Annotated in this window: 7 protein-coding genes, 1 tRNA gene, 1 other RNA gene and 4 pseudogenes; 12 read left to right on the plus strand and 1 reads right to left on the minus strand. The window is 42.9% G+C overall.

Annotated elements, in window-relative coordinates; all coding sequences use genetic code 11:
- The first annotated feature begins 77 nt into the window (after window positions 1–77).
- The 11 genes and pseudogenes from PKHYL_RS02490 (at window position 78) to recO (ending at window position 9,858) form a co-directional block, all read left to right on the plus strand.
- The gene (locus tag PKHYL_RS02490; protein ID WP_058024492.1) at window positions 78–326 is read left to right on the plus strand and encodes a YfhL family 4Fe-4S dicluster ferredoxin; all 249 of its coding nucleotides are present in this window, start codon (window positions 78–80) and stop codon (window positions 324–326) included.
- A gap of 70 nt (window positions 327–396) precedes the next feature.
- Window positions 397–1,700 (plus strand): annotated as a pseudogene (gene bioA / locus PKHYL_RS02495) (adenosylmethionine--8-amino-7-oxononanoate transaminase).
- A gap of 2 nt (window positions 1,701–1,702) precedes the next feature.
- Window positions 1,703–2,421: pseudogene (bioD, locus tag PKHYL_RS02500) on the plus strand (dethiobiotin synthase).
- 94 nt (window positions 2,422–2,515) lie between these two features.
- Window positions 2,516–2,898, plus strand: an RNA gene (gene rnpB / locus PKHYL_RS02505) — RNase P RNA component class A.
- Window positions 2,899–3,020: 122 nt separating this feature from the next.
- A tRNA-Met gene (locus PKHYL_RS02510) sits at window positions 3,021–3,097 on the plus strand.
- A 404-nt stretch (window positions 3,098–3,501) separates the two neighbouring features.
- Window positions 3,502–5,301 (plus strand): translation elongation factor 4, encoded by a 1,800-nt coding sequence (gene lepA / locus PKHYL_RS02515; protein WP_071002301.1) that lies wholly within the window; start codon window positions 3,502–3,504, stop codon window positions 5,299–5,301.
- A 102-nt stretch (window positions 5,302–5,403) separates the two neighbouring features.
- Window positions 5,404–6,303, plus strand: a complete 900-nt coding sequence (gene lepB, locus PKHYL_RS02520) for a signal peptidase I (RefSeq protein WP_240365903.1) — start codon at window positions 5,404–5,406, stop codon at window positions 6,301–6,303.
- A gap of 143 nt (window positions 6,304–6,446) precedes the next feature.
- Window positions 6,447–6,839, plus strand: a complete 393-nt coding sequence (locus PKHYL_RS02525; protein ID WP_223334848.1) for a DUF4845 domain-containing protein — start codon at window positions 6,447–6,449, stop codon at window positions 6,837–6,839.
- 103 nt (window positions 6,840–6,942) lie between these two features.
- A complete protein-coding gene (gene rnc / locus PKHYL_RS02530) occupies window positions 6,943–7,740 on the plus strand; it encodes a ribonuclease III (RefSeq protein ID WP_071002298.1) in 798 nt (265 codons plus the stop codon).
- 248 nt (window positions 7,741–7,988) lie between these two features.
- Window positions 7,989–9,020 (plus strand): annotated as a pseudogene (era, locus tag PKHYL_RS02535) (GTPase Era).
- Between the two features lie 62 nt (window positions 9,021–9,082).
- Window positions 9,083–9,858, plus strand: a pseudogene (gene recO, locus PKHYL_RS18465) (DNA repair protein RecO).
- A gap of 205 nt (window positions 9,859–10,063) precedes the next feature.
- Here the strand turns inward: recO and PKHYL_RS02555 are convergent.
- Entirely contained in the window at window positions 10,064–10,792 is a 729-nt protein-coding gene (locus PKHYL_RS02555) for a GspH/FimT family pseudopilin (RefSeq protein WP_227517195.1), read from the minus strand.
- Window positions 10,793–11,657: 865 nt separating this feature from the next.
- On the opposite strand from PKHYL_RS02555, the gene PKHYL_RS02560 reads away from it, so the two are divergent.
- Window positions 11,658–12,842, plus strand: coding sequence for an OmpA family protein (locus tag PKHYL_RS02560; RefSeq protein WP_186475117.1), 1,185 nt, complete (start codon window positions 11,658–11,660; stop codon window positions 12,840–12,842).
- Window positions 12,843–13,053: the final 211 nt, after the last annotated feature.

Here is a 13,053-nt window from a genome sequence, read left to right on the forward strand (position 1 = left end):
ACTCTGCTAGCACTTGCTAAAACAGTCAAGCGCAGCCAGATAGGGGCTAATATGAGCAAAAATATAAGGAGCAGTTTATGGCGCTATTAATCACTGATGAGTGCATTAACTGTGATGTGTGTGAGCCTGCTTGCCCCAATGAGGCCATCTCAGAAGGCGATGATATTTATGTCATTGATCCAGATCTATGCACAGAATGTGTCGGGCATTTTGACGAGCCACAATGCGTGGTGATTTGTCCAGTCGACTGTATCCCTCATGACCCCAACCATGTCGAGACAGAAAATGATTTATTAGCCAAATACAAGCGTATTACAGGTCAATAAAATCTTGATAAGCGATTGATGACGTTTGGGTTTACAACGTTTTAGGGACAATATAATGACCAGCAATACAATGACAACCAAATCCATGCAAGTAGCCAGTGAGTTCGATCAACGGCACTTATGGCATCCATATGCCAGCCTGCCGCCCACCTATTCCAATATCGTTATCGATCGCGCTGAAGGGATTTATATCATTACTGAAGACGGCACGCGCTTAATTGATGGTATGTCGTCATGGTGGGCGAGCGTCCATGGCTACAATCATCCTAAGTTAAACGACGCGCTGACTCAGCAGCTAGGTAAAATGGCGCATGTGATGTTTGGTGGCTTGACCCACCAGCCAGCAATAGATTTGGGCAAAAAATTGCTTGGCATTGTGCCTTTTGGTCTCGATGCGATTTTTTATGCGGACAGTGGCAGTATCGCCGTAGAAGTGGCACTAAAAATGGCGCTGCAATATCAAGTGGCTGCCAAGCGCCCAAACAAGCAACAGTTTGCCTCGACCCATTCAGGCTATTACGGAGATACTTGGCATGCCATGAGTGTCTGTGATCCTATCAATGGCATGCACAGTCTGTATGGCAAGCAATTACCGATGCAACATTTCGTTCCTGCGCCGCCACTTGGGTTTGATCGCGTATTGACAGTAGATGATCGTGAAACATTAGCTCAGTTTTTTGCAGAGTATGGCGCGCAGCTGGCAGGATTTATTATCGAGCCGATTATTCAGGGCGCAGGTGGTATGCGTTTTTATAACCCTGAATACTTGCGGCTATTACGCGCACTTTGTGATAAGTACGATGTACTCTTGATAGCGGATGAGATTGCTACTGGGTTTGGGCGTAGTGGCAAACTATTTGCGTGTGAACATGCTGGCATCAGCCCTGATATCATGACCATTGGCAAGGCGCTGACCGGCGGCTACATGACTTTGCCGCAACGCTATGTACCCGCAAAATTGCCGATACCATTCACAATAGCGACTATCCAGCGCTGATGCATGGTCCGACCTTTATGGGTAATCCGCTCGCCTGTGCGGTCGCCTGTGCATCGATTGATTTGATCCTGTCTTATGATATCGAAACGCGTACTGCCAGTATGCAACGTACGATGGAGCAAGCCCTGACGCCAGCTGCGCAGCTGGCAGGTGTAGCCGAGGTACGTTGTTTGGGGGCAGTGGCGGTGATTGAGTTGTATGAAGCGGTTGATATGCCCATTTTTCAATCCTTATTGATTGATAATGGTATCTGGGTCAGACCCTTTGGTAAGTTGGTGTATATCATGCCGCCTTACATTATTACTGATGATGAGCTGACCACCTTATGCCAAGCGCTGCTAAAAGTAGTACGTAAATATTTAGAACATCGAGGTTAACCATGAGCGTGCTATTTGTATCCGGCATTGATACCGATATTGGCAAAACCTATGCCACGGGTCTGCTTGCCAAATCATTAATGCAGCAAGGCGTCAACGTTATCACGCAAAAGTTGGTACAAACAGGCATCAGTAAACAAGCAGATGGCGAACTAGGCATTGCGGATGATATTTTAAGTCACCGTCAATTGATGCAGATGCCACTACAGCCATGCGATTTGGACTTTACCACCTGTCCTTATCGCTATGAGAAGCCTGCGTCACCGCATCTGTCCGCAGCATTGGCCAATCAGCCTCTTAACATCAATGTGATTACCGATGCCACCAACGCATTGCAAGCCGATTATGAGTTGGTGTTGCTTGAAGGGGCAGGCGGGCTACTGGTACCGATAAATGAGCAACTATTAACCTTGGACTATATTGCCAAGCAAGGCTATCCTATCGTCTTGGTCACCTCTGGCCGACTGGGCAGCATCAATCATACGTTGCTTAGTTTGGAGGCGATAAAATCGCGCGGCTTAATGATCCATAGTGTGATTTACAACCATATCCATGATGATGCTGAACAAACGGATGCTGAGATTGCAAATAGTACCATTGATTTTTTTGCAGGCGTATTTGGCTTGCCATTACCCCAAAAGCGCACTGGCTGGTCTTAGCCAAACAAGCAAATGAACATTCAGATGATGCTGACATAGCCTTGCCAACAGCGTTTATCTAAGTTTTTAAGGTGTCTTTTAGGTAGTCATAGTCATTCTAAAAATAAGCCGAAAAGACATTCCCATACAGGCGTTAGTTTTGCTATACTAGCGCGCTTGGTAGACTAGGCGATCGCCGCTGTACACTGGCAACAGATGAGCAGGGAGGAAAGTCCGGGCTACATAGGGCAGCGTGCCAGCTAACGGCTGGGCAGAGTAATCTGACGACCAGTGCAGCAGAGAGTAGACCGCCTTTGACTTAGTTGATTGTCGCAAGACACCAATGTCATCGGTAAGGGGTGAAAGGGTGCGGTAAGAGCGCACCGCGTGAATGGCAACATCTCACGGCATGGTAAACTCCACGCGTAGCAAGACCAAATAGGCATCGGCATGGCGCGGCCCGCGTTCGATGCGGGTAGGTTGCTTGAGCGTATCAGCGATGATACGCCTAGAGGAATGATCGTCCACGACAGAACCCGGCTTATCGGTTTACCAAACCTTTTTTATCATTTGTTGTAGTAAGTAAGTGCAGTTAATTTGAATGACATTCATTTTTTTGCAAAAAATGCCCATTAGGGGTTGACGGCGGTCAGCAGCTTGGGCATAATGTGCAGCCTAAAACGGCGATGTAGCTCAGCTGGTTAGAGCGCACGACTCATAATCGTGAGGTCGAGAGTTCAAGTCTCTCCATCGCCACCATATATAGCAGTATTAAAAAGCCAATCTCTCTGGGATTGGCTTTTTTTTACCTGAAATAATCTTTCATTTACAAGGTTTGTATGTGCTATTGCTTAGTCAAATACTCCTTGTTAGATGTCTGTCAGTCTCGCTTACTTGATAAATACTTTCTCTGCTACTAAAATCGCCTTACTTTGCAGTAGAAAACTGCTAGAATACTCTTTGGTATGTGCGTACAAAAGCGCAGCAGAGTTACCGTACTAAGTACTGGGCTTTAGGCGAGGTTATCCATTCTAAGGATTACGATCGACACAACAGCTGACCTGTAGCATACGTTTTAACGAAGCATACCTATCTTATCAAGTGTACTTGACCATATTTATCTCTTATCTTTATTCTATCACCTTTAATTTAGTAGGCGCTTTGTGACTGCATTAGCCAATATTCGTAACTTTTCAATCATTGCCCACATTGATCATGGTAAGTCGACCCTTGCCGATCGTTTTATTCAGATGTGCGGTGCCTTGCAAGATCGCGAGATGCAGGCGCAGGTGCTCGACTCGATGGATATTGAGCGTGAGCGCGGTATCACTATTAAAGCGCAGTCGGTCACGCTATATTATGACCATCCTAATGGTGAGCGCTATCAGCTTAACTTTATTGATACGCCAGGTCACGTTGATTTCTCGTATGAGGTGTCACGCTCATTGGCCGCTTGCGAAGGCGCGCTATTGGTGGTCGATGCCGCGCAAGGCGTAGAAGCACAGTCGGTTGCCAACTGTTATACCGCAGTCGATCAGGGCCTAGAAGTCATGGCTGTCCTTAACAAGATTGATCTACCGCAAGTGGAGCCTGAGCGCGTCATTCAAGAGATTGAAGATATTATCGGAATAGAAGCCATTGATGCCCCTCGTGTTTCAGCGAAATCTGGTCTGGGTGTCGATAAATTGTTGGAAGCGTTGGTTGAATTCATTCCAGCACCGACTGGCGACCGTGAAGCACCCTTACAAGCACTTATCATTGATTCATGGTTTGACAGTTATCTGGGTGTGGTCTCACTGGTTCGCGTACGTGAAGGGACGGTAAAAAAAGGCGATAAGATCTATATCAAATCAACGGGCGATGCTCATCCAGTAAGCTCTATCGGTGTATTCACGCCAAAACCTGTCGATACGGGTATTTTAGAAGCGGGTGAAGTAGGCTTTGTTATCGCTGGTATCAAAGATATTGCAGGCGCGCCAGTTGGCGATACGATTACGCATGCCAGTACGCCTGATGTTGAACGTATTCCAGGTTTTAAACAGATCACGCCACAAGTATATGCAGGAATGTTCCCAGTCGATTCGAGTGATTTTGAAAAATTCCGTGAAGCGCTGCAGAAATTGCAAATCAACGATGCGTCATTATTTTTTGAGCCTGATACTTCAGACGCGTTAGGCTTTGGCTTTCGTTGTGGCTTCTTAGGCATGCTACACATGGAGATTATCCAAGAGCGCTTAGAGCGTGAGTATGACTTGGATTTGATCACCACTGCGCCTTCAGTTATCTATGAGATTGAAAAGAAAGGCGGTGAAGTCATCTATGTTGATAATCCATCAAGACTGCCTGAGCCTAACAATATTGAAGAGTTCCGTGAGCCAATTGCCCGCTGTCAGATTTTAGTACCGCAAGATTACTTGGGTAACGTCATGACCCTATGTATTGAGCGCCGCGGTGTGCAGGTTGATATGCGCTTTATGGGTAAGCAAGTTCAGGTTATCTTTGATATTCCGATGGGTGAGGTGGTCATGGATTTCTTTGACCGTCTAAAATCAGTCTCGCGTGGTTTTGCATCACTGGACTATAATTTTGATCGTTATCAAGTGGACAAATTGGTTAAAGTCGACGTGCTAATCAACGGTGAAAAGGTGGATGCCTTGGCAATGATTGTGCATCAAGACCAAGCACGTTTCCGCGGTAATCAGCTAGTGACCAAGATGAAAGAGCTGATTCCACGTCAAATGTTCGATGTGGCGATTCAAGCCGCAATTGGTAGTCAGATCATTGGACGTAGTACGGTAAAAGCCATGCGTAAAGATGTCTTGGCCAAATGCTATGGCGGTGACGTATCGCGTAAGAAAAAGCTCTTGTCTAAGCAAAAAGCAGGTAAAAAACGTATGAAACAAGTGGGTAGTGTGGAGATTCCACAAGAAGCCTTCTTGGCTGTTTTACAAGTGGACAGTTAATACATCGCTTTATCTGAGAAAGTTCTGGTACATAACAGTTGAATATCGTCAGTTTTTTGATTAAAGCAACTAGACAAACAGCACGTTAATAGGCAATTTGGTATGGATTTTGATTTCAATTTAATTTTAGTGCCGTTGACCATAGGCTTAGGAATTGTCTGGCTGCTAGATAAGCTGGCACTCAAGCAGCGCAAAACTCGCGGTCGAGGTCAAGAAAGTCTGCTAGTGCGATGGGCCTATGATTTTTTTCCTGTGTTGGCTGTCGTATTGATCGTACGCTCGTTTTTGATTGAGCCTTTCAATATTCCATCTTCTTCCATGGTGCCAACGCTATATACGGGCGATTTCATTGCAGTCAATAAATATGCTTATGGCGTCCGCTTACCGCTGACTTACAATAAGGTGTTGGATACAGGATCACCTGAGCCTGGTGATGTGGTGGTATTTCGCTATCCTGAAAACCCAAGCATTTACTATATTAAACGCTTGATTGGCTTGCCAGGCGATACGGTGAGCTACAGTCAAGGCAAGCTCTCTATTAACGATGTACCCGTAAAAACAACGCCTATCGATTTTTCAGCCAATGCTGAATTGACATCACAGCTTTATCTGCCAGGACAGATGGGTCCAGGCGAGGTGCTGACAGAAAGCGCGGCTGCGATGGGTCAGCAAGAAGAAGGCGCCGCGCAGTACTTCCAAGAAACGCAGGGTGAGAACCAGCACTTGGTTCGCTATCTAAAAGGGATGAACAGTGCCCAATATGCGCCTTTTTTACAGCAAGAGTCGCCAGAAGTGGTAAGCTCAGAGGGGACAGAGTGGCGCATTAAAGTACCAGAAGGTCATTATTTTGTGATGGGTGACAACCGTGATCGCAGTGCAGATGGCAGGTTCTGGGGATTTGTTCCTGATGAAAATTTAGCGGGTAAAGCGGTCTATATTTGGATGCATAAACCACCAGGATTAAACTTACCAACTTTCGAGCGTAATGGTACCATTGATTAATACCATGAGTACTCTATTGATTGAGTTATCGATAATAGTTTTATGCTAATATCGTTACTATTCAATAAATAGCGTTTTACTATCTAAGTCATAGGTATAGAACGCTATTAAAAATAGTCATCTATCTGTAGAGGGATATCATAATGCAGCAGTTATCTGGTCTTGCCACGCAGCGCGGTGCTAGTGTGACAAACATCGTTCTCATTATTATGATGTTGGGGATCGCGGTTAAACTCCTAGTGGCCATTGTGCCTGCTCAAATTGGTGACTATCAGCTCACGAAACTTTTGAGTGCAGAGCTTAAAGTAGCCAATGACAATAACGAGACAGCCAAGCAATTCGTTGAGCGTGTTAATAAACAGCTATCCATCAATGCTGACTATGACACCAAGGCAGAAGATGTATTCACTTTTACCAATAAAAAAACGGGCCAATTGGCCATTCATAAAGAATATGCAGTAACCAATACGTTCTTTAGCAATGTCGATATTGTGAATCGTTTCGAAGGAGACATCGATATGGCTACAGCAGAATAAATAATTATAAGATAGGACAGCGCTTTAGTGTCCTCAACAAAATCCAATATAGACTCTTATTAAACTGAATCTGTAAAACAGAAGGGATAACCACAAGCCACGCATGAAACCAACTTCGCAACATTCCCAAGCGGTTCTTACTTCCAAAAAAAATAGCACGTCTGTCGACACGCTTGTTGTTAGCTCAGAATTTACTCAGCGCTTAGCAGTCTTAACGCGCAAGTTAGGCTATGTATTTAATGATTTGAGCCTGCCAAAGCTTGCATTGACGCACCGCTCATTTGACAGCAAAAAAAACTATGAGCGTCTAGAGTTTTTGGGTGATGCGCTTTTGGGCATGATTGTGGGTGAGGCTTTATACCATCGTTATCCTAATCAAAACGAAGGGCGTCTAACCCGTATGCGTGCAACTTTGGTCCGCCAAGAATCATTGGTTATTATCGCGCAAAATCTAGAGCTGTCTAACCATCTGATATTAGGCGTGGGTGAGCGTAAGGGTGGCGGCCGTAATCGTGCTTCTATATTGGCGGATGCGGTAGAGTCTTTGATTGGAGCCATCTATTTAGACAGTCAAGATATGGAGATTACTCGTCATTGCGTACTCTCTTGGTATGGAGACTTGATTGACAACGTCAATGACCAAAAAGCACTAAAAGATGCGAAGAGCCGTTTGCAAGAGTGGTTACAGTCTAAGCAATTTGATTTGCCAAGCTACGAGCTTATGGAAACACGTGGCAACGCTCCCCATCAAATTTTCGTAGTACGCTGTCACGTGAATATTCAAAACTGCTCTGATATTACTGAATCTGGTGAAAGTCGCCGCATCGCTGAGCAAAAAGCAGCAGAACTTATGATTAATCAGCTGCACAAACTTCCAGGATCCGCTAAAAAACGCTCTTAGCGAATATTCGCAGGTGATTATAGGCATATTTCTGAGTCAACAATGCCGCTTTTGCGTGATAAGACCTGAAGCGGCATAGACCTAATTTACCTTGTATACTACTTATTTCAAATATTACCAGCTGATATCCAATAGTAACTACACCGACAAACTATTAAGTCATATTTGGCTGGATATAAACCCTATAGGATCAACTTATGAGCAATCACCCTGATGTGCCATCGAATAATGAAGATAGTACTCAAAATATGATTGAAAATACAGATGTCGATACGAATGCAGATAGCGTAGAAGATATCACACTAGAAAACGATCTGGCGATTGAAGAGTTTTTTGCACCAAGTGGTAGTGCCCAGTTGGCTGATGATTTTAGATCAGGCTATGTGGCTATCGTTGGACGCCCAAACGTCGGTAAGTCAACGTTGATGAACCACTTATTGGGTCAAAAATTATCAATTACCTCACGTAAGCCGCAAACGACGCGCCACCGTATTCATGGCATTTTGTCCAATCACGAGATGCAGGCGGTGTTTGTCGATACGCCAGGCATCCATCGCAATGAAGTACGGGCTATTAATGAGCGTATGAATAAAGCGGCAGTATCCGCTCTAGTAGATGTTGATCTGGTATTGTTCGTTGTTGACTCAGATCAATGGCGTGATGATGATCTATTGACGCTGCAAAAGCTTGGTGAGACCGATTTAACGATCGTACTGGTCATTAATAAATCAGATACTTTAAAAGATAAAGGCAGCGTATTGCCGCTTATTGAAACCTTTAATGAAAGTTTTGACTTTGCTGATATCGTGCCAGTATCGGCGCTCAAGAACCAAAACTTAGATCGTTTGCAAGAAGTGATTGCCTCACATTTACCAGTTGCTGCACCTATTTATGATACAGAGCAAATCACTGACCGTTCAGAGCGATTCTTAGCGAGCGAAATCATTCGTGAAAAAATCATGCGTAGTGCTGGTGATGAAGTGCCATACGACTTGACTGTACAGATCGACGCGTTTAAAGACGAGCCTGCGCATACAGATCCAAAGACAGGGCGTCCACGTAAAGCCTGTACCTTTATTGATGCAACTATCTATGTTGAGCGCAGTGGTCAAAAAGCCATTGTTATTGGTGATAAAGGCCAGCGCATCAAGCAAGTCGGTATGGATGCTCGTAAAGACATGGAGCAACTGTTTGACAAAAGATTATGCTAACGCTATGGGTCAAAAGTCAAACGTGGCTGGTCTGATGACGAACGTGCATTAACCAGTTTGGGATATTGATAGCAATCACGCATAGTACGGTAATATTGCTATCCATATGTTAAATGCTGAGGTAATAAACGATGCGTAACGAAGCGTTAATTGGCTATTTATTACATCAGCGTCCTTATCAAGAAAAGCGTGCGTTGTATTATCTTTTTTCTCAGCAGCATGGTGTGATACATGGTGTTGGGAAAAAGGTGCACCGTTATTTATGCCTTTACAGCTATTTGCCACTGGCAAACGCGACTTAAAGACATTCACTCAAATCCAGATTACTTCGCAAACCACTCTCCAAACAAGTAACGAGCAAAAGAAGGTACCTCTGCCACACTATCTACTGTACCTTATAGTAATATCAATGGACAGCACCAATATGCGGCGTTGTACCTTAATGAGATACTGTGGCGATTGTTACCGACCGAAGATCCAATGCCGGTATTGTGGCAACATTATCAGGACAGTTTACAGCAGCTGAAGCAACCTTTAGATAACACTGAGCTTCGTTTATGTTTGCGCCAATTTGAGCAGCACCTATTCAATGAGTTAGGTTTCACCTTAACGCTAACGCATGATAACATCGAACATACTATCGAACCTAATTGTGTATATCGCTTTTTTACCTGATGTGGGGTTACTGCCAATCATGCAGAATGCTATAGAGTCCGAGCATTTAGAGAGTAGTACCGGACAGACTATATTTAAGGGTATCGATATTATCGAGATGGCCTACCTAGGTATCACTAAAGCAACGCTGAATAATTGGTCAAAGCTACATCGGCATCTGATAGATCATCTACTTGATTATCAACCATTACAAAGTCGGCTGCTATGGCAACAGCAACAACGTTATCAATAAAGAGATTATCATTTTTAAATCTATTGAGTTTAGGCCATGGCTTGACTTGTGGGAATATCGATACTGTTGCCTAGGCCGATGGTGTTGATGAGTTAAATATAGAACACGCTATGATTTAGGATTATAGCAAGCTGTTGTTATGGTAAAAAATGCGATGTATTAAAATGCTTAAAGGTAATGTACTTGCTACTTTGTCCGCATTCAATTACCCATCACAATCGGTAGGGTGGTCTTGATTAAGCTTCTGACTGACTCGACCGTTTTGATTGAAAGAAATTTGGTACATTGCATCATTATAGGTAGATGTGGGGCAGTACTTGATATGGCCAAAATGCCCCCGAGGTTTGCCACTATCACCCCAAAATTTGATGTAATGGCGACCCGCTCCGACTCTGAGTTTCAGTGTACTATATTTTAAATTAAAATATTGATTGAGTACTAGAGTATCAGCATTTGTATCGAAGTTTTTGTTACCGTTTTTGTCTACGAATAATATAAGCATGTTGTCACTATTGCGGTCGCATTGTATACCGTCATTCGATAAACAAACCAATACATCTTGTCTAGTGATATAGCTTTCAGCTTTTGCCAAAGCGAGGGCGTTCTCTAATTGGGTTTTGACGCGTTTGGCTTCCATACGCGTTAATTGCGTCAATATGCTTGGCGTTGCAATCGCTACTATGATAGCAAGCACCGTTACAGTAACAATCAGCTCGACAAGAGTGAAGCCATTCCTACCTTTAGCTCTTAAAGCTTGCAAATGCATTGCAGAACGTTTATTACATATAGTTAACTGGTGTAGTGGAGCGTACAACTGATTTATTCGAAATATTAGCCTATCATGACTAAGCATTCCCTTCATCAAAGTAGATACAGGTAAAACCACTATCAGTAATCTGCGATAATTTGATGATGTTTTATAAAGCGATTTCATAGATTGCTACATCCTATGGCTTCAGACTTTCCAAATAGAATAATCGCGCCTATTTGCAACATCTAGCTAATCCATTATGTAGAAAAAATACTTGATGAAGATTAGGGCGTGTTGAACATTCGACCATGGCACTGACAGCGACTATTTTTTAGGCGATTCGATGTTAAAAATAATAAGTTTAGTCACTCTAAGCGCTTATTTTTAACGATGAAGCGGCAAAAAGAGTCCTGTCCCCCTGCTTTTATCGTTGGGGCTGATGCTAAAATTACCCCATACTGCGTTACAAATCTCGCTAAGGCATCTGCATTATCGTCGCTTTGTGCCTTGTCTGGAACCATTTTAGCGATCAGCAGTGCCTATTTGCAAATGTTCAACACGCCCTAGTATTTTGGTTTGTTGGCAGTATACAAAATTATTACTTTTTTATAAGTTACTTCGAATATCAAATAAAGTCGACTATTTTAATATAAACAGAATATATGTCTATTGTCAAAAAATGTTTCCAATTAGTGAATAATGTGCATTAGGAATAGAGAAAAATTATTAATTGTAATAAAATATGTTCAAACGATAGGTGCTAGTTGATTTAGCATCTATCGTGAACTGACATACAAAAGATAAAAAAGCGTAAGGTGTGTTAGTTCTAAGTAACTTAGAATGGCTATTGTGTTTTAGTTACAACATTATCGTGTAATAATGTGTAGCTCGTTAACGAAAAAAGTTGTAAACTGAATGGATAATCGCTAAGCTACTTCTTAATTGGTTTTGCTTTGTACCTAAAATGCGTAAAAGATGTCTAATTTAGAGCGTCTTGAAAATCGGTTTTGCTTAATGCATCACTAAAATTATCCTTTGGAGGAAGTCCATGAAACTGAATAAAATTGCTTTAGCACTGTTCGCTGTAACAGCTGCACCTCTAGCAGCTAATGCTGGTGTTACTATTAGCCCACTATTATTAGGTTATCACTACAGCGAAGGCGCTGATGATGATCAAGCTGAATTACTAGGCGACTATAGTGGTAGTGGTGATAGCTACTATAAAGAAGACGGTCTATATACTGGTGCCGCTTTAGGTATCGAACTTACTCCTTCTACTCAGTTCCAAGTAGAGTATGGTGTATCAGATACTGATGCTATCCGCCAAGACGGTTCTGATAACTTCGATGCAGAGCAAGAAATGATCTCTGGTAACTTCTTAGTTGGTACCGAAGAGTTCACTGGTTATACTGATAGCGCTCTTAAGCCATATGTGTTAGTTGGTGCTGGCCAATCTAAACTTGAGATTAAAGACTCTTCAGGTGACAAAGTTTCAGGCACTAAAGATACTATCGGTAACCTAGGTCTAGGTGCTATGTATCGTATCAACGATGCACTAAGCCTACGTGGTGAAGCTCGTGCGATTCATAACTTTGATAACAACTGGTGGGAAGGCATGGCCTTGGCCGGTCTAGAAGTTGTACTTGGTGGCCATCTAGCACCTACAGTAGCAGTACCACCAATGGAAGAGCCAATGGTTGACAACACTCCAGTAGTTGTTGTTGAAGCTGACCTTGATTCTGACGGTGATGGCGTACCTGATAGCATGGATGCATGCCCAGGCACTCCAATGAATGTGGTGGTTGATGAGCGTGGTTGCCCAGTACCAGTAGATATTACTGATGAGCTAAAAATGGAACTACGTGTATTCTTTGATAACGATAAATCAGCTATCAAAAACCAATACAAGCCAGAAATCGCTAAAGTAGCAGAAAAAATGCGTGAGTATCCAAACTCTACAGCTCGTGTAGAAGGTCATGCATCTAAAACTGGTCCTTCAGCACGTTATAACCAACGTCTATCTGAAGCTCGTGCCGTTGCTGTTAAATCTATGCTAACTAACGAATTCGGTATTGCTCCAAACCGTCTATCAACTGTTGGTTATGGTTATGACCAACCAATCGCATCAAACGATACTGAAGAAGGTCGTGCTATGAACCGTCGTGTTTATGCCATCATCACTGGTGACAAAACTATGACTGTTGAACAAACTAAAGATATGGTTGTTCAGTAAGTATTAGATAAATAATCGTATAGTTAGATATATGGTTACAAAAAAGCCACCCAATCGGGTGGCTTTTTTTATTTATGTATTGAGAAAAGTAAGTTATTTCATAAATTTATGAATCAATAATGTTATACTAGCCACCCAAACATTCTGTAAATTGACAGAATGTACATTAGCATAGCTATCTGTACGATGAATTTATCGGCATAGATATTTG

The sequence above is a fragment of the Psychrobacter sp. KH172YL61 genome (assembly GCF_007182895.1).
Classification (GTDB): domain Bacteria; phylum Pseudomonadota; class Gammaproteobacteria; order Pseudomonadales; family Moraxellaceae; genus Psychrobacter; species Psychrobacter pacificensis.